This window comes from Streptomyces sp. NPDC101234 (assembly GCF_044767525.1).
Lineage (GTDB): Bacteria > Actinomycetota > Actinomycetes > Streptomycetales > Streptomycetaceae > Streptomyces > Streptomyces sasae.
On the sequence record NZ_JBIWOA010000033.1, the window covers coordinates 44,997 to 65,750 of the forward strand.

The window sequence follows — 20,754 nt, forward strand, 5'->3', positions numbered from 1 at the left end:
ATGGGCGGTGGCGGGAACCGCGGCCACCGCGTGTGCGGGAGCCGGCGCAGCCGCAGCCGCGGTCGTGTGTACGGGAGGGGAGGCACCCGCGGTCACGGGTTCCGCCCCGACGATCCGGCGGGGTGCCGGTTCGGCCGTACGGCGCGCCGGGCGGGCCGTCTTCGGCGCGGCAGCCTTCGCCGGCAGGGTGAACCACACGACCTTGCCGTCGTCGTGCGGCCGTACCCCCCAGCTCTCGCTGACCGCGGCCACCATCGCCAGGCCGCGCCCGCAGGTGGCCATCGGTGCGACGTCCGTGCCGTCCTCCACCACCGGGAGGCGCGGATCGTGGTCGCGCACCGACACCGTGAGCCGGTCGAGCTGGAGCTCGATCTCCACGGTGCAGTTCTTGTCGGGCTGGGCGTGCCGGTGGACGTTGGTCAGCAACTCCGTCACACCGAGCGCGGCCCGGTCGATGAGCGGGTCCAGACGCCAGTAACGCAACTGCGCAGATACGATTCTGCGGACCTGGCCGATCCGCGAGGGCAAAGCTTGGAGCTCCACCGAGCAGTGTCTGCTTGGGTGTTCGATCACGACTGCGACTCCCCGACGTGAGGTCCGGAAGAACACGAAGAACGAATCCAGCAGGGTGCCGCCGTCCATGGGGCCGCCTGCTGTCGTGGCCGGCGGGCTGGTTCGCAGCGTTGTCGCCGGTAAACCCAGAGTGACGTGAGACAAGCGTGACCCAGTGCCTACGGTCCCGCAACTCGCCGTGATTCAGCGGTCACGCCCTGCGGCTCGCCGTACCGCCTCGATGAAACGGCTCGCCGCGGGCGGCCCGGGCTCGCCCGGCGCCGGGTCGTGGTCACCGAGGGTGAGTGAGTAGCGCTGGCCGTTGAGGTCGGCCAAGGCCCGGTCCTCCGACGCGAACCACGGCCTCGAGGCCCGTACCGCCTGCACGGGCGCACTGTCGATCTCGCTGCCGTAACTGGTCAGCAGCTGCAGCCTGCCGTCGCTTATCCGGACCTGCCCGGCCCGGGTGAGGGAACGCAGGCGCTTGTCGATCCGCACGCCCATGGCCGTGAATTCCGGCTCCGCCATCCTGCCCCGCCCCTTTTCGAGTACCTAGGTCGCCGGTCCGGGTGCTTGTGGCTCCGGCCCGCGCGCTCCGGCTCGTGTCGTGATCCAGTGTGCGCCCCCGTTCGGGACATCCGTCCCGTCCGGGGGCAGTCTGCCCGCCCTCGGCGAGGAGCACCAGTACACGCGGGCCGGTGGGCGGGGGGCGCTCGGAGCACTCGCGAGAATGCGCCCCCGAAGGGTTCGCGCCAGTGTCCCCTCCTGTTCCCCAGGGGTGCCTTTGAGGCGCCCAAAGATGCGTTTATGCAGGTGAGAAGCGTGCGGAAGGTGTTTATGATCGATGCGACGGCCGCGTTCCCGACGCCGTCGGCGTGCAGCGTTAGGAGTCCCGCCGTGAGCACCACCCCGCAGATCCGCACCGGCGCCACCCTGGACGTCGACCGCAGCGACACGCCCTACCGTGACTGGCTCAAAGAGGCCGTCCGCAAGGTCCAGGCGGACGCGAACCGCTCGGCGGACACCCACCTGCTGCGCTTCCCGCTGCCCGAGGCCTGGGGCATCGACCTCTACCTCAAGGACGAGTCGACCCATCCCACAGGCAGCCTCAAGCACCGGCTCGCCCGCTCGCTCTTCCTCTACGGCCTGTGCAACGGCTGGATCCGGCCGGGCCGCCCCGTGATCGAGGCGTCCAGCGGCTCGACGGCCGTCTCCGAGGCGTACTTCGCCAAACTGATCGGTGTGCCCTTCATCGCGGTGATGCCGCGCACGACCAGCGCCGAGAAGTGCCGGCTCATCGAATTCCACGGCGGGCAGTGCCACTTCGTGGACGACTCCCGGAAAATGTACGAGGAGTCCGCGCGCCTCGCGGTGGAGACCGGCGGCCACTACATGGACCAGTTCACCTACGCCGAACGGGCCACGGACTGGCGGGGCAACAACAACATCGCCGAATCCATCTTCCGCCAGCTGCAGTTGGAGCGGTTCCCGGAACCGGCGTGGATCGTCGCCACGGCGGGAACCGGTGGCACCTCGGCGACCCTCGCGCGCTACGTCCACTACACCCAGCGCGACACGCGGATCTGTGTCGCCGACCCGGAGAACTCCTGCTTCTTCGAGGGCTGGACCACCGGTGACCCCGACGTCACCTGCGACTGCGGGTCCCGCATCGAGGGCATCGGGCGGCCGCGGATGGAACCGAGCTTCGTGCCGGGGGCGGTCGACCGGATGATGAAGGTGCCGGATGCGGCGAGCGTGGCGGCGGTCCGGGCGCTGGAGCGGGTGATCGGACGCAAGGCCGGGGGATCCACCGGGACGGGGTTGTGGAGTGCGCTGAAGATTGTCTCGGAAATGGTGGCCGCCGGGCGCACGGGGAGTGTGGTGACGCTGCTGTGCGATCCCGGGGACCGGTATCTGGACAAGTACTACTCGGATTCATGGCTGGAAGAGCAGGGGCTGGACATCGCGCCGTACGCGGCGGCGATCGACTCGCTGCTGGAGACGGGGGTCTGGCCCGGCTGAGCCGCTACCGCGAAAGACGCCGGTCCAGTTCGGTGACCGCGCCCCGGAAGGCCCGGCCCAGCCCCGCGCGTGCCACCCTGACCGCGAGACGGAACGGGGCCGAGCCGTCCACCGCGAAGGTCCACTGCACGCCTGTGCCGCTGCCGGACGGCACGAGCCGCCACTCCTCGGCGATGGCGTGCGCGCCCGGAGCGTTGGTCAGGTCGACCCGGTAGGCGTACACCTCGGCCTCCTTGGCCGCGATGATCGTCTCGCGGAAACGCCCGCCGCCCTTGAGCCGGATGGCACGCCCGGCACCGTCGTCGACGGACTCGGCGTGCGTCACCGCGGCGAACCACTCCGCCCAGCCGGGCACGTCGTCGTTGAGCGCGTGGAAGACCCGCTCGGGTGGCGCGGACATCTCCTGCGCGAAGACCAGACGGACGGGCGCGGTCTCGACGAAGTCGAGCCCCACAGGGCGCAGTCGGCGTGGCATGGACGAGAACCCCCTTGACGCAGAAGGCGGTTGACCGGCCTCGCCACGATAGCTGACGGACCGTCAGCTGTCTGTACCCTCAGTCGGTCTCGCCCGCCACCACCAGGCGGCGCAGGTGCTCGGAGATCTCCGCGCGGGCGTCGCCGGGCAGTCCCGCGTCGGTGACCAGCGTGTCGACCTGCTCCAGCTCGGCGAACGAACTCAGGCCCACGGTGCCCCACTTGGTGTGGTCGGCGACCACCACGACCCGCCGGGCCGAGTGCACCAGACGGCGGTTGGTCTCCGCCTCCGCGAGGTTCGGAGTGGAGAGGCCGGCCTCGACCGATATGCCGTGCACGCCGAGGAACAGCAGATCGAAGTGGAGGGCCGCGATCGCCTGGTCGGCCACCGGGCCCACCAGGGAGTCCGACGGGGTGCGCACCCCGCCGGTCAGGACCACCGTCGCCGCGCCCTGGCGCTGCCCGGAGACACGCTGCGCCGCGTGGAAGACGTCCGCGACCCGCACCGAGTTCGTCACCACGGTCAGGTCGGGGACCTCCAGGAGCTGATGGGCCAGCGCATAGGTCGTCGTACCGCCGGACAGGGCGATCGCCGTACCCGGCACGACCAGCTCGGCGGCGGCCCTGGCGATGTCCTCCTTGGCGGTCAGCTCCAGCCCCGACTTCGCCTCGAACCCCGGCTCGTGGGTGCTCGCCTCGACCACCGGCACCGCGCCGCCGTGCACCTTCTCCAGCACGCCCTGCCGGGCCAGCGCGTCCAGGTCCCGGCGCACGGTCATGTCCGACACGCCGAGCTTGCGCGTCAGCTCGTTGACCCGTACGCCGCCCCGGCGCCGGACCTCGTCCAGGATCAGGGCGCGGCGCTGCTCCGCGAGGAGGTTCTGGTTCTCGCTCACGTACGCTCCGGTCCTCTCGACTCAAGCCGTCCGACACGCCCTGCATACCGGCTCCGACCAGGACATTCCATCCGGCTCCGGTGCGCGGGCGCCCCATCCTTTCACGGGACCACGCCGGTTGCGCCACTCCCTGTGTCGGTGCGCACATGTCATTCGGTCACCACGTGTCGCACCGGGTGTCACACACATCGGGGAGATTCCGTGGCGAGTGGTGTGCGTCACACCGGAATCGGCGATCCTGAAACCCGCACGGACACAGACCATTCGGCGCGTCACGGGGGAAGTGCGAGAAGAGTGGAACGCGCGCAGGAACACACCGCTGACGACTTCGCCGAGCGGCCGACAGGGGCGCGGACCGCGCCTGTCGAACCCCCCGGCGCCCCGGCACCGGCGGAACCGGCTGGGCGGGTCCCGGCCACGGGGTCGGAATCGGCCGGGCGAGCAGTGGCTACGAGGGTCGAGGCATCCGAGCCGGGAGCAGCTACAGGGGCGGAATCGGCCGGGGCGGCTGCGGTTGCGAGGGCCGAGACGGCTGGGCGGGTCCCGGTCACGAGGATCGGAGCGGCCGGGCCGGCCGCGGCTGCGACGGCCGAGGTGTCAGAGCGGGCAGGAGCCATGGGGACCGCGACGGCCGCGCGGCCCACGGTCACGGCGACCGGCGCGGCCGGGCGGACGGTCACGCCGGAGATCGACCTCGAACTGCTGGTGCACGGTGTCGGCGGGACCACGCCCGAGAAGATGCTCGACGATCCGCGCACGGTCCGGATCACCGGCGACGACACCGCCGCCGTCTTCCGGCGTGCCGAGGACGTGGACGCCGAGTCCCGGCCCGGCGACTACCGCGACCGGCCGGTGCCCGAGGCGTACGTCTGGTGCAACCTCACCTCCGGCAACGCCTCCCGCGCCCTGTGGCTGCTGCTCCTGCCCTTCATGGTGGTCAACCTCGCCCACTGGATGCGCCCCGCCGCCCAGGACCGCCCGCGCACCGTGCGCTTCTACGGCCTGCTGGTCCGGCTCGCCGGGCTCACCCTGACCGTGCTGCTCGTCGCGGCCGCCTGCGAGGTCGCCCTGGACCTGGCCGCCTGGCAGTGCGCGGGTGTCACCGCCTGCGCCGCCCGCCACTCCTGGCTCGGCTTCCTCTCGCCGGCCGGCTCCGACGGCGGCTGGTGGAGCACCCCCGGGCGCCGGCTCGCCCTGGCCGCCCTGGTGCCCACCGCACTGACGGGCCTGCTCTGGTATCTCTCGCACCGCACCTGGAGCGCCTACGAATCCACCCGGCCCCTGGTCCACGACCCCGAGCCCGGCCACACCTCCCTCGGCAGCCCCGGCTTCTGGTACGGGCGCCGACTGGTGGCCCGGCTGCGCGCCGCCCACACCGCGGCGGGCCTGCTCACCGTCGCCGCCGCGGTCCTCTCACCCGCGGCCGCCTTCGACCGCCGGCCGGGCGGATCCGCCGTACTGGACGCGCTCGGGTGGCTGCTGACCGGTGCCCTGGTCACCGGAACCGTGGCCGTGGTGTGGGTGGTCTGCCGCCGGGGACGCAGTGAGAACCTCCTCGACCAGGAGCTCGACCGCCGTCTCGTACGACGCCTGCCGCTCGGCTCGCTCGCCCTGCTGGTGCTGGTCGTGCTGTACGCCGGCTGGTCCCGGCCGGGGTGGCACTCCGTGGGACGGCTCGCCGGGGACACGACCTTCGGCGGCCTGGCCCTGGCCCAGGGCGTCCTGGTGATCGTCCTCGGCGCCGTCGCCCGCGACCTGCACCGCCGGCTCCCCGATCCGCGCGCCGCCATGCGCGGTCTCGGCGGGCCCGCGGTCGCGCTGCTCGCCTGTGCGCTGGGCGGGGTCATCTCGGGCGGGGTCGCCCAGCGGGTCTCCGACTGGCTGGACGGCACCGGAACCTCCATCGCCGGGCCGCCGGTACTGCTGACCTGGCAGGCGTCGGTTATCCCGCCGGTGCTGGTGGTGCTGCTGGCCGCCGTCGCCTGGCTGTCCTGGCGCACCTCGCGGATCAGCCGCGCCGACCGGGCCGGGGTCGACCGGGACCACCCCGGGGAGCCTGCGGACGCGGCCCGTACCCGCCGTATCGCCCGGGTCCGCGCCATGGCGGCCCTCACCGACCGGACACCGCTCGTGGTCACCGTGCTGTGCGCCGCCACGCTCGTCCTGGGTGCCGGGGCACTGGTGGGCGCGCTGGCCACCGGGGAGACCCCCGACACGGCCGCCGACCGGACGTACGCCCTGGTGCACGGCGCGGCCGAGGCCTCGCAGGCGCTCGGCTCCTGGCTGGTCGGGCTCGGCTTCATCCTCTTCGTCACCTGGGGCCGGCGCGCCTACAAGGACGCCTCCGCCCGGCGCACCATCGGCATCCTCTGGGACGTCGGCACCTTCTGGCCGCGCGCCGCCCATCCCTTCGCGCCGCCCTGCTACGCCGAGCGCGCGGTGCCCGACCTGACCTGGCGGATGGACACCTGGACCCGCCGCACCGGCGGCCGGCTGGTCATCTCCGGCCACTCCCAGGGCAGCGTCCTCGCCGCGGCGGCGGCCTGGCAGCTGACCCCGGCGGTCCGCAAGAGGGTCGCCCTGCTGACGTACGGCTGCCCGCTGGAGCGGTTGTACGGGCGCTGGTTCCCGGCCCACTTCGGTCCGGCCGAACTCGGCTCCCTGCACCGCGAGGTCGCCTGCTGGCGCAACCTCTACCGGCTCACCGACCCCATCGGCGGCCCCGTCCTGATCTCCGACGGCGACGGCCCGGAGGTCGACCACACACCCCTGAAGGACCCCCTCGCCTACGGACGCACCCCGGCACACCCGCTCCCCGCCCCGATCCTCGGCCACTCCGACTACCAGGCCGACCCGGTCTTCGCCGAGGAACGCGAACGGCTGCTGGCGCGGCTGCGCCCGGACCTGCCCGGGCAGCGGCCGCAACCGGCGGGCTGATCAGGCCAGTTCCGGCAGATCCTCCGCGTACAGCAGGGTCAGGTCGTCGGTCGTCGGGTCGGCGAGCTGGGCCACCCGGCTCGCGTGCCGCTCGACCATCGCCTCGAAGGTCTGCCGGGCGGTACGGCCGTTGCCGAACGCGGGGCCCTTCGGGAGCGCCGTGAAGTACTTCAGCAGGCCCTCGGCCGCGCCCGGCGCCAGTCGGTACTCGTGCTCGTCGGCCTGCTGCTCCACGATCCTCAGCAGTTCGTCGGGGTCGTAGTCGCTGAAGGTGATGGTCCGGGAGAAACGGGACGCCACACCGGGGTTGACCGAGAGGAAGCGCTCCATCTCCTCCGTGTAGCCCGCGACGATCACCACCACCGCGTCCCGCTGGTCCTCCATCAGCTTCACCAGGGTGTCGATGGCCTCCTTGCCGAAGTCACGCCCGGCGTCCTCCGGCGACAGCGCGTACGCCTCGTCGATGAACAGCACACCGCCGTGCGCCCGCTGGAAGGCCTCCTGGGTACGGATCGCCGTGGAGCCGATGTGCTCGCCGACCAGGTCGACCCGGGACACCTCGACCAGATGCCCCTTCTCCAGCACCCCGAGGGAGGCGAGGATCTCGCCGTAGAGCCGGGCGACCGTCGTCTTGCCGGTGCCCGGGGAGCCGGTGAACACCAGGTGCCGCTTGACCGAGGCGGCTTTCAGACCGGCCTGCTGGCGGCGCCGGCCGACCTCGATCATGTCGGTCAGCGCACGGACCTCGCGCTTGACGCTGTCCAGGCCGACCAGCGCGTCGAGTTCACCGAGCACGGCCTTGGAGGTCCGGGCCGGCTCCTCGGGCGCGGCGGGGGTGAGCAGGGGCTCCTGCTCGGTGGTGCGCTGGCCGGGGATCGCCCCCAGCAGCCCGGGGGAGTGGGCCGTGGTCTGTACGGCCGTCTCGTGCGCCGCGGGCGGCCGCAGGCTGCCGCTCTCGTCGCTGGTGCAGTCCTCCACCACCGGGCCGGTACCGGCGTCCGGGCCGCCGTCCGCGAACTCGTAACCCCCGCGCGCGCACCGCTCCGTACGGCACTTGCGCAACGTCGTACGGCAGCCGTCGAGCACATGGAAGCCGTAGCCGCCGCTGCCGGTGACCCGGCAGTTCAGGAAGCTGCCCCGGCCGCCCGCCGACACATAGAAGCCGGCCTCCGCCGGGGAGGTCACCGTGCAGCGCTCGATCGTCGGGTCGGCGCCCTTGGTGACGATCACTCCGGTCTGGGTGCCGTCCACCGTGCAGTTGTTGAGGGTGCCGCCGCTGCCGTGGTCGCGGAACCAGGCGCCGGTGGCCGCCTCCCGGATCCGGCAGTCGTCCAGCTGCGCGGTCGCCCCGTCGCTCACCGACACGGCCGTGTTGCGGACCTGGGAGAGGTCGCTGTCGACGACATCCGCGCGGGAGCCCCGGTCCAGCACGAACAGCGCGTCCGGCACGTCGTGCACCCGGCAGGACTCCAGGACGGCGGTGGCGCCGTCGCTCACCCACACCGCCGGATAGTCGCCCGTGCTGTCGAAGATCTCGCACTGGTTGGCGTCCACCCGGGTGCCCGGGTCCCACACCGACAGGCCGTTGCGCCCGAACTGACGCACTGTCGTCCGGGTCAGCGTGAGCACCGAGCGGGAGCGCAGGTCGACCGCGTTCTCCGGGATGTCGTGGATACGGCAGTCGGCGAGGGTGAGCACCGCGTCCGTGTCGAGCGTGACGCCGTCGGCCGTGGTGCGGTGCACATCGCAGTCGGTGAGGTGCGCCGTGGCCCGCCCGGTGACCTGCACCCCGGAGCCGCGCACCTCGTAGATCTCGCACCCCACCGCTTCCAGCGCGGAGTTCTCCCCGGTGGCCGTCAGACCGGTGCCCGAGGCGTGGTGCACCCTGCACCGCTCGAACCGGGGATGGGCGCCGCCGCGTACCGCCACACCCGCCTGACCGGCCGATACGACCTCGCACTCCTCGAACACCCCACCGCCGCCGTCGAGTACGGCGATGCCGATTCCGGCCGGGTTGTCCACGGTGCACCGCCGCACGGTCGGCCGCGCTCCGCCGCGCACCTCGATCCCGGAGGCGGACCGGGTGACGATCCGCACGTCCAGCAGCTCGGGTGTGCCCTCCTCGACGAGCAGCGCGGGCGCGGCCGCGTCCTGGCCCTCGACATGCAGGTCCTGTACGACCGCCGAGGCACGCACGGTCAGCGGCACCCCGTCGGCGGGCGCGATCCGCACCGAGCCGGGCGAGCCCTCCGGGCCGCGCAGTGTCACCGCGCGCTGGACGACGAGGTTCTCCCGGTAGGTGCCGGGGGCGACCGTGAGGACGTCGCCGTCGGCGGCGGCCTCCAGGGCGGCGGCGAGCGAAGCGTACTCACCCGTGCGGCGCCGCCACCGCGATGTGCCGGTGTGCGTCACCTGGACCGTGCCCTGTGCCATGGCGTTGCCGTGCCCCCACCTCGTCGTACAGATCGCTCGCTCGCCTTCGGGGCGCCACCTCGGAGGGTGTCGCGCCCTGCGGTTCGCTCGCGCGCGGGTCGATGCCGAATGCCCTTCGGCCGGTCCACCGTAGCGTGCGCCGAGGTGGTGGATCGACCAGAGACGGAAAGGCCGTCAGCTGCCCGTGCCTGCCTTGCCCCAGTCCGGGCCCGCCCGCTCCCAGGCCTGGTCCCAGCGTGCGTACCTGCGACGGACCATACGCCAGACGATCATCCGTCTGCCGCCCTCGACCAGAACCGTGGTGAGCAGCGCCGCCCCGAAGCCGGCCAGTACGGCGTGTGTCGTCGCCGTCGCGGAGTCCAGCGGGCGGGCGGTCATGAGCCCGTGCCGGTCGGTCCAGACGCCGAAGTGGTCGCCCTTGTGCGGAGACTGGAGGGTCGTCAGGGCCGGGCCGTGCCGGTGGGTGCCGTCCGGTGCGGTCCAGTCGGCGAGGACACGGCTGCGGGTGTCGTGGGCGCTGGTGGCGTCCGGGTCGGGCTCCACCAGGGGACCGCCCAGTTTCCGTACGACCGTGGCGGTGACGAGACTTCGGTCGTGGTGCTGCTGCCGGACCGACTCCTGGAGCGCCTTCTGGGCGGCGGCGCCCACGAGTGAGCCGAGCAGGGGCGCGGCCACCACGGTCAACAGCAGCGCCGCCAGGGCCACCCAGGCCTCGACCAGGTCGGTCGCGCGGCGCAGCGGATTGCGCCGCCAGCGCCACAGGCCGCGGATCGCTCGCACCGTCCACCACCCCCTTCCCGCTCCGTGATAACCCCCGCCCGTGCCGTTCACCCGAGACCCCGGCCGAAGAGAGAGCGAAATCACCCCCGGCCGGGACTCTCGTGAACGTCCCACGACCCCCAACGACCGGGCCGCGGGCTTCGGTTCCCACCGACTGACGGAGATCCCCCGACCGCCGGACGAGGGCGCGTCTGGCGACGGGAGGCGGGGAGGGCGGCTCGGGCGAGGACCGTTCGGACGGCGGCGGCTCGGGGAAGCCGTTCGCACGACGGCGGGCTCGGGTGGAGACGAGCCGGGCGTGAACGGCTCGTGCGCCGGTGGGCCGGGTGAGGGGTGGCTCGGGGAAGGTGCGCTCGGGCGACGGAGGCTCGGGCGAGGCCCGCCGAGGCGATCGCCGCTGGGGCGAGGACGACGTGTGCCGGTGCGGCTCGTTCGACCGAGGGCCGGGGGCGGATCCGCGGGATCGCTCGGGCGAAGAAGGCTCGGACGGCGGCGGTCGCGGAGGGGACGGGCTGTCTGCAGACGGTCTGGTTGACGAGTGCCTGACCGGCCAGTGGTTGTCAGGGCTGCGTCGGCTCGCGCGAGGCCGCCTCGGTCCGGGAAATCAGCCGAGGACGCGCACCGGGTCCCCGACCCGGATCGTGCCGGGGGAGCGTGGTACCAGGTTCTGGCCGAAGACCAGCTGATTGGCGAACCTGCGATGCCGTGCGAGCGTACGCAGCGGCTCCTTGCCGCGCTCGGCGGTGACCTGGTCGGTCGTGGTCACGACGCACCGTCCGCACATCTTCGTCACCCGGAACTCGACCTCGCCTATGGCGATCCGCGTCCAGTCGTCCTCCGCCCACGCCTCCGTGCCCCGCACGACCACGTTCGGCCGGAAGCGGTTCATGGGAAGCGGACCCTCCTGGGCGTGATCACCCTGCGCGATGAGGGCGTTGAGGGCGTCGAGCGAGGCCTGCGTGGTGACCAGCAGGGGGTAGCCGTCGGCGAAGCTCACGGTCTCGCCCGGCAGCGCGTGGTCCGGATCGATCGGGCGGCGGACGGCGGGATCGTCCATGTGGGCGAGGCGGACCTCGGCCCCGAGATAGTCGCCGCACCAGGCATGCGCGGCCTCCGCCGCGAGGACCGCCTCCACCTTCGTACCGAAGATCTCCACCGGCACCGTGGTCCCCGGCTCCGGGACCGGCACCGTCAGGGGCTCGCGCCCGGGCGCGGACAGCCGTATACCGCCGCCGGACAACAGCTCGGCGGCGGCCAGTGCAAGGCGCGGCTCCTCGCGCTGGGTGACGACCTTTCCCCCGTCGTCGACCAGCACCCAGCGCCGGTCACCGGCCAGCCCCCAGGGCTCCACGACGGCCTGCCGGGGCGAGAAGCCCCGGAACGCCTTGACCGGATGAACGTGAATCGACTGCAGTTCGGCAATCCCCATGACGCCATCGTGCCAGGCCGCACGGACATCCGGGGGTGCCGGTCAGTAGCCGCGGTACTGCTGCTGTTGCTGGTTGTTGTACGGGTCCTGGTACGGGGCCGACTGCGCGGGGCGCGGAGCCGCCGGACGCATTGCCTCGTACCCCGTGCCGCCCATCATCGGGCGCGGCGGCTGCGGCTGGGGCTGCTGCGCGGGGTAGCCGCGCGGTCCCGTCGCCTGCTGGGGGATGTACGCCGTGGGCGCCTGCTGCAGCGGCGCGGGCTGCTGCATCTGCTGCGGGTAGCCGTAGCCCGGGGCCGGCTGGGAGGGTCCCGCCGGGAGGGCGGGCAGTGCCGACGGCAGTGCGGGCAGGTTGCTGAGGCTGCTGCCCGTGTCGTAGGCGGGAGGGACCCGGATCGGGGCGATCTGCGGGGTGCCTCGCTCGGCCACGAGGGAGTCGTAGATCGGGGTGTCCGGGAAGGAGGCGGAGTAGTAGCCGCCGCCATAGGTGGAGCGGGGGGAGGTCATGGCACATAAGTTAAGCCCACGATGTGCTGGTTGGGGAGACCGATAAGAGGGTTGTTTTCCGTGTCGGCGGTGACGTCGGATCCCCAATCCGAGCGAACTCGGCAAAAAAGGACGACAATCAGCGTTCTGATCGTGTAAAGGCCGAGTTCCGGGCTGGTTACCAGGGGTTGGACGGGGATCTTCCTGTGCCGCTCGTGGGAGTTCCCTGTCCCCGGGAATAGGTTGTGCGGGTAGGGATGACCTGGGGCTGCCGGGGCGTGCCCGGCATGCCGACACGTGATGGGGGCGGACATGTCAATGTCGAAAGGATCGAATACGCCGGTGCCGACGACGGCGCTGCGTGTCGAATTGGGCTGGCACTCCGGCCCGGGTGTCCCCGACGCGGACGCCTCGGCACTGCTCCTGGTAGCCGGGAAAGTGCGCTCCGACGGCGACTTCGTCTTCTACAACCAGCCGGCGCACGCCTCCGGCGCGGCCCGGCACGAGGGCAAGCGGCGCTCCGGCGACCGGGTCACCGACACCCTTTTCGTCGACCTCGCGCGAGTGGAGGCCCCGATCGAGCGGATCGTCCTCGCGGCCTCAGCCGACGGCGGAACGTTCGGGCAGGTCCCCGGCCTCTACATCGAGGTCCGGGACGCGGCGGACGAGAGCACGGTCGCCCGGTTCGAGAGCACGGGCGCCACGGTGGAAACCGCTTTCGTGCTCGGTGAGTTGTACCGCCGCCAGGGCGGCTGGAAGTTCCGCGCCGTGGGACAGGGCTACAGCAGCGGCCTCGAAGGACTCGCCACCGACTTCGGGATCACGGTGGACGAACCACAGCACCAGGCGCCGTCCGCCCCGGTTCCGGCGCCCGCCCCGGTGGTGGTGCCCCCCGCCGCCCCGCCGCCCCCGGCCGGTCTCCCCGTCCCCCCGCGCGCCACGCCGACCTCCGGCGGCCTGCCCGTCCCGCCGCCCCCGTCGACCGCTCCGGCAGCGCCCGTACGGCTGTCCAAGGTGACGCTCACCAAGGCGGCGCCCTCCGTCTCCCTGGCCAAACAGGGCGGCACCTCCGGCGCCCTGCGTGTCAACCTCAACTGGCAGGTCCACAAGCAGTTCCCGGCCTGGGGCGGCCGGCACGGCGGGGCCGACCTCGATCTCGACCTGTGCGCCCTGTACGAACTAGCCGACGGCCGCAAGGGCGTCGTGCAGGCGCTCGGCAACGCCTTCGGCTCCCTGAGCCGGCCGCCGTACATCCACCTCGACGGCGACGACCGCACCGGTGCCGTGGCGAGCGGGGAGAACCTCACCGTCAATCTCGACCACAAACAGGACTTCCGGCGCATCCTGGTCTTCGTGACGATCTACCAGGGCGCCACGTCCTTCGCCGACCTGCACGCCACCGTCACCCTCCAGCCGCAGCACGGCGCCGCGATCGACTTCTCCCTGGACGAGTGCACGGTCCCCTCGACCGTGTGCGCCCTCGCCCTGATCACCAGCACCGGCGGCGACCTCGTCGTGCAGCGCGAGGCGCGCTACCTGGTCCCGGAGCGCGGGGTGAGCCCGCAGCGGACCGTCGACCGCGCCTACGGCTGGGGCATGAACTGGACACCCGGACGTAAATGACGGTGGGGGACAGGGCGGGGAACGAGGTCAGCCCTCGTCGCCCACCGTGCCGGGACGCGCGTACGTACGCCCCTTCCAGGCCGCCCCGCGCCCCCGGTAGTGCTGCACCGCCGAGTCGACCGTCATCAGGAGGTAGAGGAACGCGGTGAACGGCAGCAGCGGAGCGAGCCACAGCGGCTGCCGGTAGTAGTGGAGCATCGGCACATATGTCGCCGCCATCACCAGCCAGGCCGCCCCGCCGACGAGCGCCGCCGGCGCGCTGCCGGTGACCGCTCCCGCCACCACCGCCGCCGGGGGCACCAGGTACACGAGCGCGAGACCGGCGACCGTGCCGAGGAGCAGCAGCGGGTTGTGCCGCAGCTGTGCGTACGCGCTGCGGGAGACCATCCGCCACAGGTCGTGCAGCCGTGGATAGGGACGCACGCTGTCCACGCTGTCGGCGAGCCCCAGCCAGACGTGCCCTCCGGCGCCCTTCACCGCGCGGGCCAGCGCCACGTCGTCGATCACGGCATGCCGGATCGCGTCCGGGATGCGTGCCTTCTCCGCCGTGTCGGCACGAAGCAGGACACAGCCGCCTGCCGCTGCCGCCGTACGCGAGCCCTTACGGCCGATCCGCCGGAACGGATACAGCTGCGCGAAGAAGTAGACGAACGCGGGGACCACCAGCCGTTCCCACAGGCTCTCCACCCGCAGCCGGGCCATCTGCGACACCACGTCGAAACCCCCGGTACGCGCGGCCGCCACCAGCAGCCGCAGGCTGTCCGGCGCGTGCGCGATGTCGGCGTCCGTCAGCAGCAGATACTCGGGGCCACGCGCGCGTGCCAGACCGATGCCGTGCCGTACCGCCCACAGTTTGCCCGTCCAGCCCGCCGGCGGCTCACCGGGCGAGTCCACGGTCAGCGGCAGCCCGCCGTACCGCACGGCCAGTCGCCGGGCCAGCTCCCCGGTGCCGTCCGTACTGCCGTCGTCGACCAGGAACACCTCGGCCCGGCCGGGGTAGTCCTGCGCCAGCAACGACGGCAGACTCAGCGGCAGTACGGCGGCCTCGTCCCGGGCCGGGACCACCACGCACACATCCGGCCATTCCTCGAGGTCGCGTCGGGGCGGGAGCCGGACGTCGGTGCGCCAGAAGAAGCCCTGGCAGAGCAGCAGCCACAGCCAGGCGGCCAGGGATACGGCGGCGGTCCACACGATGGCGCTCACGCGCGAAGTCTGCCCCACCGGACCTGCTCCCAACGGGCCATCGTCTATCGTGGCCGGGTGAAGATCGCGCTCATGGACTCCGGAATCGGCCTGCTGGCGGCCGCCGCCGCGGTACGGCGGCTTCGCCCCGACGCGGATCTCGTCCTCTCCTTCGATCCCGAGGGCATGCCCTGGGGACCCCGCACCCCCGAGGATGTCACCTCGCGCGCCCTGGCCGTCGCCGACGCCGCGGCCGCCCGCCGGCCCGAGGCCCTGATCGTCGGCTGCAACACGGCGACCGTGCACTCCCTGCCCGCGCTGCGCGCCCACCTGGAACCCGGCATTCCCGTCATCGGCACGGTCCCGGCGATCAAACCGGCCGCGGCCGGCGGTGGTCCCTTCGCGATCTGGGCGACCCCGGCCACCACGGGGAGCGCCTACCAGCGCGGCCTCATCGAGGACTTCGCCGACGGCGTGCCGGTCACCGAGGTGCCCTGCTGGGGCCTCGCCGAGGCCGTGGAGCACGCCGACCAGGCGGCCATCGACGCCGCCGTCGCCGCGGCGGCCGAGCTCACGCCGGACGATGTGACGACCGTCGTCCTGGGCTGCACCCACTACGAACTCCTGGCGGAACGTATCCGCGCCGCCGTCCAGCGCCCCGGCGCCGCGCCCCTCGTCCTGCACGGCTCCGCAGGCGCGGTGGCCGCCCAGGGGCTGCGCCGGATCGGCGCCCGGCCCGCCCCCGACGCGCCGGCCACCGGCACGGTGACGGTGCTGCTCAACGGCCGCGAGGGCGAGCTGCCCGAGCCCGCGCTGACCTATGCCGAGGGCCGTCTGCTGCGGACGGTCAGCCCCGCCGCGTCCCAGTGAACCCCGCGGGGGCCCTGGATACCCCCGATGTGAGCAGTCACCCTCCGCGACGCGGTACCCGCGCAGCGAAACCTGAGTAATCTCGTAGACATGAGGGACCACCCCCACGACCGCTCCCCGGACGAGGACTCCTCACACCCCGACGTCTGGACCGGGCGCGCCACCAACCGGGTCCAGTGGCTGCTGGCACTGGTCGGCGCGGCCTGCATGGCGCTCGGCATCGAACTGGCCGTGGACTCCGCCTGGTCCTCCGGCATCGCCCCGCTGGTGATGTCGGTCGTGGGCTGTATCGCCGCCGGGCTGCTGGTCCTCTTCGGCACCCTCGCCTTCGTGCACGTCGATCTGAGGCTCGACAAGGAGTGCCTCGAAATCCGTTGCGGTCATATAGGAGTACCGCGCCGCCGTATTCCGCTCTCCCAGGTGGTCGGGGCGGACTTCACCCCGCAGATCACCCCGCGCCACTGGGGCGGCTGGGGCTACCGCTGGCGCCCCGAGAAGGGCACCGCCGTCGTGGTCCGCAGGGGCGAGGGCATCGTCCTGCGCCTGTGGGACGGCCACACCTTCACGATCACCGTGGACAACGCCGAGTCGGCGGTCCGTGTGATCAGGGAACGCCTGCGGACGATCACACCCGGTACGGCGCACTGACACAGGCCGCTGCGGTGTGTGGCGCGACCATGTGTGCCTCCGTATCTGTGCTTGGGCATCCGTGCCTGAGCACATGTGCGTGGGTATATGTGCATGGGCACATGTGCCGGGAGACATCTCAGCTCTGTGGGACACCCGCCGCCCATGGGCGTGCCGTCGCCAGGCCCGCCAGCAGACCGGCCCCCACCGACACGGTCGTGAAACTCAGCGCGTCGCCCACCGCGGCGATCACGGCCAGCGCCGTCAGCGCCGCGCCCGCCGTGAGCGCGACCGGTGTGGAGCGGGGTGAGCGCCACAGGGCGTACAGGAGCCAGCAGAACGCGGTGACCAGCAGCAGCGCACCGGCCAAGCCCTGCTCCGCCGCCTGCTGGAGCGGCGCGGAGTGCGGCTTGCCGTCGGGCAGCAGGGCCTCGGACGCGGTGCCGCTCAGCTCGCCGAAACGGCCCGGGCCGACACCCAGGGAGATGTTTTGGCGGGTGAGATGCACCGCGTCCCGCCACAACCGGACGCGGTGCTCGGTGAGAGGGCCTTCCAGGGCGGAGGTCAGGCCGGCGGGCAGGACGTTCGCGGCGACCGCCCACACCGTGCCGGTCACCAGCGTGGCCGTCAGGGCCAGCCCCGCGATGCCCGGACCACGGTGAATCACCCGGCCGGCCGCGAGCGAGCACAGCAGTACGGCGGCACTGGCCGCGCACCCGGGCATCGAGCCCATGACCGCCCCCGCCACCGCGATGCCGACGGCCAGCATCCGAAGCCCGAAGCGCAGTGCCGGAACCGACGTCGCCCAGGCGGCGCAGCACGCGCTGCCCGTCGCGAGGGCGAGCAGCGCGGCGACGGCACCGGCATGGCCGAGCGGAGTCGCGAACTGGGGACCGGGCGCCACATGGGGCATCGCCACAGCGAGTCCCAGCCCGGCCAGCGCTCCGACACAGGGCGCGGCCACCGGCAGCAGTGCCCCGGACATCCGGCCTGCGGCATAGCCCGCGGCCACGGCGAGCACCGCCAGCAGCACACCCTCGGGCCGTGCGTCGCGCCCGGCCGCCGAGATCAGCGGCCACACGGCACACGCCCCGAGCACCACGACGCCCACCGCGTCAGAAACGTTTCGTCTGTCGATGTCCGCTTCCGTACCGGCAGCGGACGTCATCCCGGTCGACCCCACCGTCGCCCCCCGTACCCGGTCCCCCGACCTGAGGCGGGCCCCGCCGCCCGCCTCGGCACACCGTAACCGCTGATGCCCACTTTGTGGACGACTTGAGCGGGAACGGTGCGATTCCTGCATGACGAGACCGTGCTGTCGGCCGCAAGGTCAACCGCCGTACACTCCCGGAGTGACCGTCACCGCAACTTCCGTGGACCAGTCGGACCAGCTCACGCCACGCCCCGTGCCCATCGCACGCGGCCTGCGCCTGCTCCGCCGCCTGGCCCCGGCCGCCGCCTCCGCGCTCTGCGGAGTGCTGCTGTACGTCAGCTTCCCGCCCCGCACCCTGTGGTGGCTGGCCCTGCCGGCCTTCGCCGGATTCGGATGGGTGCTGCGCGGACGCAGCTGGAAGGCGGCCCTCGGCCTCGGCTATGTCTTCGGCCTCGGCTTCCTGCTCCCCCTGCTGGTGTGGACCGGCGTCGAGGTCGGCCCCGGGCCCTGGCTCGCACTGGTGGCCATCGAGGCGATCTTCATCGCGCTGGTCGGCGTCGGCGTCGCCGCCGTCTCCAAGCTGCCCGCCTGGCCTGTATGGGCGGCCGCCATATGGATCGCGGGGGAGGCCGCACGCGCGCGTGTGCCCTTCCGCGGCTTCCCCTGGGGCAAGATCGCCTTCGGCCAGGCGGACGGTGTCTTCCTGCCGCTCGCCGCGGTGGGCGGCACCCCGGTGCTCGGCTTCGGTGTCGTCCTGTGCGGATTCGGTCTCTACGAGGTCGGGCGCCTTGTCGTCGAGGGGCGCCGGACGCGTGAGATCCGGCGCGGTGCGGCGGCCGCGGCCCTGCTGAGCGTCGCCGTCCCCGTTGTGGGCGCGGTCGCCGCACAGGCGCTGGTGAGCGACAAGGCGGAAGACGGTTCGGCCACCGTCGCGGTCATCCAGGGCAACGTGCCGCGGGCCGGCCTCGATTTCGCGTCCCAGCGGCAGGCCGTGCTCGACTACCACGTCAAGGAGACGCTGAAGCTCGCCGCCGACGTCAAGGCGGGCAAGGCGGCCAAGCCCGACTTCGTGCTCTGGCCGGAGAACTCCTCCGACGTCGACCCGTTCGCCGACGCCGACGCGGCCGCCGTGATCGACCAGGCCTCCAAGGCGATGGGCGTGCCCATCTCGGTCGGCGGCGTCGTCGAACGGGGCGGCAAGCTCCTCAACGAGCAGATCCTGTGGGACCCGGTCAAGGGACCGACGGCGACCTACGACAAGCGGCAGATCCAGCCCTTCGGCGAGTACCTCCCGCTGCGCGGTCTGGTCGGCGCGATCAACAAGAACTGGACCAGCATGGTCCGCCAGGACTTCAGCCGGGGCACCAAGCCCGGCGTGTTCGACATCGACGGCACCAAGGTCGGCCTGGCCACCTGCTATGAGGCCGCCTTCGACTGGGACGTGCGGGACACCGTCACCCACGGCGCCGAGATGATCTCCGTACCGAGCAACAACGCCACCTTCGACCGCAGCGAGATGACCTACCAGCAGCTCGCCATGTCCCGGATCCGCGCCGTGGAGCACAGCCGGACCGTGACCGTGCCGGTGACCAGCGGTGTCAGCGCGATCATCATGCCGGACGGGAAGATCACCCAGAGGACGGGCATGTTCGTGCCCGCCTACCTGGTCCAGAAGGTCCCGCTGCGCACCTCCGAGACGCCCGCGACCAAGCTGGGCATCCTGCCCGAGATCGCCCTGGTGCTGGTCGCCGCGGGTGGTGTCGGCTGGGCGATCGGGGCCGGAGTGCGCGGTCGGCGCGCCGGTGACGCGTAGCCGTACACCCGCCGTACGCCCCGTGGTAATCGTCGGTCCGGGGGAACCGGCCCGTTAGGGTCGGTTCCATGGCTACTCCTGACTTCATCCACGAGATTCGGGCCTCCGCCGGCCACCAGTTGCTGTGGCTTCCCGGGATCAGTGCCATCGTCTTCGACGACGAGGGCAGAGTGCTGCTGGGCAGGCGCGCGGACACCCGTAAGTGGTCGGTCATCGGCGGCATCCCGGAGCCGGGGGAGCAGCCTGCGGTCTGCGCCGTGCGGGAGGTCTACGAGGAGACGGCGGTGCGCTGTGTCGCCGAGCGGGTGGTCCTCGTCCAGGCGCTGAACCCGGTCACCTACCCGAACGGCGACGTCTGCCAGTACATGGACATCACCTTCCGCTGCCGGGCCGTCGGCGGTGAGGCACGCGTCAACGACGACGAGTCGCTGGACGTGGCCTGGTTCGACGTGGACGCCCTGCCGGAGATGAACGAGTCCGGCCTCTTCCGGATCAAGCAGGCCATGTCGGATGCACCCACATGGTTTGACGCTACGACTTTGAGCTGAAGTATGTGGACTGGCCCTATGCGATCCGGGGGGAGGGCCGCCTAGGGTCGGTTCATGAGTTCGCTCGGCGCCGTCCCCGGTCCCCACGCCCCCGCCCTCGACCTCCAGGGCCGTATCGCCCTGGTCACCGGTGCCGCCGGTGGTATCGGCCGCGCCTGCGCCCTGCGCCTCGCGGCCGCGGGCGCCCGGGTCAGAGCCGTCGACCGGGACGCGGCGGGACTGGCCGAGCTCGTGGAGCAGGCCAGGCGGGCACCGGACCCGGCGGGCGGTGCCGTCGAGCCGCACGTCGTCGACCTCACCGACCTGGACGCGGCCGAACAGGCGGCAGCCGGCACCGACGTCCTCGTCAACAACGCGGGCATCCAACTGGTCCGCCCCATCGAGGACTTCCCGCCGGACGTCTTCCACACCGTACTCACCGTGATGCTGGAGGCACCCTTCCGGCTCATCCGCGGCGCCCTGCCGCATATGTACGAGCAGGGCTGGGGGCGGATCGTGAATGTGTCCTCCGTCCATGGGCTGCGCGCCTCCGCCTATAAGTCGGCCTATGTGGCCGCCAAACACGGTCTGGAGGGACTGTCCAAGACGGCCGCCCTGGAGGGTGCACCCCATGGGGTGACCTCTAACTGTGTGAACCCCGGCTATGTGCGCACCCCACTGGTCGAGAAGCAGCTCGCCGACCAGGCCCGGGCCCACGGCATCCCCGAGGAGCGGGTGCTGTCCGAGGTCCTCCTGACCGACAGCGCCGTGAAACGGCTCGTAGAACCGGCGGAGGTCGCCGAGGCCGTGGCCTATCTCTGCGGCCCCCAGGCATCCTTCGTCACGGGCACCTCGCTGGTGCTGGACGGCGGCTGGACGGCCCACTGAACAGCTCATTGAACAGCTCATTGAACGGCAGGACAGCTGTCGGTGCGCGAGTTTTCCACAGG

17 protein-coding genes and 1 pseudogene are annotated in these 20,754 nt (G+C 72.3%); 8 read left to right on the forward strand and 10 right to left on the reverse strand.

The window, feature by feature from the left end:
* Positions 1–15: 15 nt before the first annotated feature.
* Positions 16–573: pseudogene (locus ACIRR9_RS42270) on the reverse strand (ATP-binding protein); the annotation flags it as partial.
* A 183-nt stretch (positions 574–756) separates the two neighbouring features.
* A complete protein-coding gene (locus tag ACIRR9_RS42275) occupies positions 757–1,080 on the reverse strand; it encodes a hypothetical protein (RefSeq protein ID WP_123971824.1) in 324 nt (107 codons plus the stop codon).
* Positions 1,081–1,449: 369 nt separating this feature from the next.
* Here ACIRR9_RS42275 and ACIRR9_RS42280 point away from each other — a divergent pair, with 369 nt between their 5' ends.
* On the forward strand, positions 1,450–2,574 hold the full coding sequence (locus ACIRR9_RS42280) for a PLP-dependent cysteine synthase family protein (protein WP_403763849.1): 1,125 nt from the start codon (positions 1,450–1,452) through the stop codon (positions 2,572–2,574).
* Between the two features lie 4 nt (positions 2,575–2,578).
* On the opposite strand, the gene ACIRR9_RS42285 is transcribed toward ACIRR9_RS42280, so the two are convergent.
* Together ACIRR9_RS42285 and ACIRR9_RS42290 are read right to left on the reverse strand one after the other, a co-directional pair.
* Positions 2,579–3,049, reverse strand: a complete 471-nt coding sequence (locus ACIRR9_RS42285; protein WP_403763851.1) for an SRPBCC family protein — start codon at positions 3,047–3,049, stop codon at positions 2,579–2,581.
* A 79-nt stretch (positions 3,050–3,128) separates the two neighbouring features.
* Positions 3,129–3,944 carry a DeoR/GlpR family DNA-binding transcription regulator gene (locus tag ACIRR9_RS42290; RefSeq protein ID WP_123971821.1) on the reverse strand — a complete coding sequence of 272 codons (816 nt, stop codon included), beginning with the start codon at positions 3,942–3,944 and terminating at the stop codon, positions 3,129–3,131.
* 615 nt (positions 3,945–4,559) lie between these two features.
* Between ACIRR9_RS42290 and ACIRR9_RS42295 the strand changes: the two genes are divergently transcribed.
* Positions 4,560–6,881 carry a hypothetical protein gene (locus tag ACIRR9_RS42295; RefSeq protein WP_403763853.1) on the forward strand — a complete coding sequence of 774 codons (2,322 nt, stop codon included), beginning with the start codon at positions 4,560–4,562 and terminating at the stop codon, positions 6,879–6,881.
* Here ACIRR9_RS42295 and ACIRR9_RS42300 read toward each other — a convergent pair whose 3' ends face one another.
* The 4 genes from ACIRR9_RS42300 to ACIRR9_RS42315 all read right to left on the reverse strand — a co-directional run bounded on the left by ACIRR9_RS42300 (position 6,882) and on the right by ACIRR9_RS42315 (position 12,030).
* Positions 6,882–9,314: a right-handed parallel beta-helix repeat-containing protein gene (locus ACIRR9_RS42300; protein ID WP_403763855.1), complete on the reverse strand. Its 2,433-nt coding sequence runs from the start codon at positions 9,312–9,314 to the stop codon at positions 6,882–6,884.
* A gap of 174 nt (positions 9,315–9,488) precedes the next feature.
* Positions 9,489–10,094: a hypothetical protein gene (locus ACIRR9_RS42305; protein WP_403763857.1), complete on the reverse strand. Its 606-nt coding sequence runs from the start codon at positions 10,092–10,094 to the stop codon at positions 9,489–9,491.
* 604 nt (positions 10,095–10,698) lie between these two features.
* Positions 10,699–11,523 (reverse strand): MOSC domain-containing protein, encoded by an 825-nt coding sequence (locus ACIRR9_RS42310; RefSeq protein ID WP_403763859.1) that lies wholly within the window; start codon positions 11,521–11,523, stop codon positions 10,699–10,701.
* A 42-nt stretch (positions 11,524–11,565) separates the two neighbouring features.
* A complete protein-coding gene (locus ACIRR9_RS42315) occupies positions 11,566–12,030 on the reverse strand; it encodes a DUF6643 family protein (protein WP_365341718.1) in 465 nt (154 codons plus the stop codon).
* 279 nt (positions 12,031–12,309) lie between these two features.
* Here ACIRR9_RS42315 and ACIRR9_RS42320 point away from each other — a divergent pair, with 279 nt between their 5' ends.
* Positions 12,310–13,632, forward strand: a complete 1,323-nt coding sequence (locus tag ACIRR9_RS42320; RefSeq protein ID WP_403763861.1) for a TerD family protein — start codon at positions 12,310–12,312, stop codon at positions 13,630–13,632.
* Positions 13,633–13,659: 27 nt separating this feature from the next.
* Here ACIRR9_RS42320 and ACIRR9_RS42325 read toward each other — a convergent pair whose 3' ends face one another.
* Positions 13,660–14,853, reverse strand: coding sequence for a glycosyltransferase (locus ACIRR9_RS42325; RefSeq protein ID WP_403763863.1), 1,194 nt, complete (start codon positions 14,851–14,853; stop codon positions 13,660–13,662).
* 39 nt (positions 14,854–14,892) lie between these two features.
* Here ACIRR9_RS42325 and ACIRR9_RS42330 point away from each other — a divergent pair, with 39 nt between their 5' ends.
* Positions 14,893–15,684, forward strand: a complete 792-nt coding sequence (locus ACIRR9_RS42330; protein WP_365341723.1) for an aspartate/glutamate racemase family protein — start codon at positions 14,893–14,895, stop codon at positions 15,682–15,684.
* A 90-nt stretch (positions 15,685–15,774) separates the two neighbouring features.
* Positions 15,775–16,332 carry a hypothetical protein gene (locus ACIRR9_RS42335; protein WP_365341725.1) on the forward strand — a complete coding sequence of 186 codons (558 nt, stop codon included), beginning with the start codon at positions 15,775–15,777 and terminating at the stop codon, positions 16,330–16,332.
* Between the two features lie 118 nt (positions 16,333–16,450).
* On the opposite strand, the gene ACIRR9_RS42340 is transcribed toward ACIRR9_RS42335, so the two are convergent.
* Positions 16,451–17,479, reverse strand: a complete 1,029-nt coding sequence (locus ACIRR9_RS42340; protein WP_403763865.1) for an O-antigen ligase family protein — start codon at positions 17,477–17,479, stop codon at positions 16,451–16,453.
* 184 nt (positions 17,480–17,663) lie between these two features.
* On the opposite strand from ACIRR9_RS42340, the gene lnt reads away from it, so the two are divergent.
* From lnt to ACIRR9_RS42355, 3 genes are all read left to right on the forward strand, one after another.
* Positions 17,664–19,277, forward strand: coding sequence for an apolipoprotein N-acyltransferase (gene lnt, locus ACIRR9_RS42345; RefSeq protein WP_403763867.1), 1,614 nt, complete (start codon positions 17,664–17,666; stop codon positions 19,275–19,277).
* Between the two features lie 68 nt (positions 19,278–19,345).
* On the forward strand, positions 19,346–19,825 hold the full coding sequence (locus ACIRR9_RS42350) for an NUDIX hydrolase (RefSeq protein WP_403763869.1): 480 nt from the start codon (positions 19,346–19,348) through the stop codon (positions 19,823–19,825).
* Between the two features lie 54 nt (positions 19,826–19,879).
* On the forward strand, positions 19,880–20,692 hold the full coding sequence (locus ACIRR9_RS42355; RefSeq protein ID WP_403763871.1) for a 3-hydroxybutyrate dehydrogenase: 813 nt from the start codon (positions 19,880–19,882) through the stop codon (positions 20,690–20,692).
* The last annotated feature ends 62 nt before the right edge of the window (positions 20,693–20,754 follow it).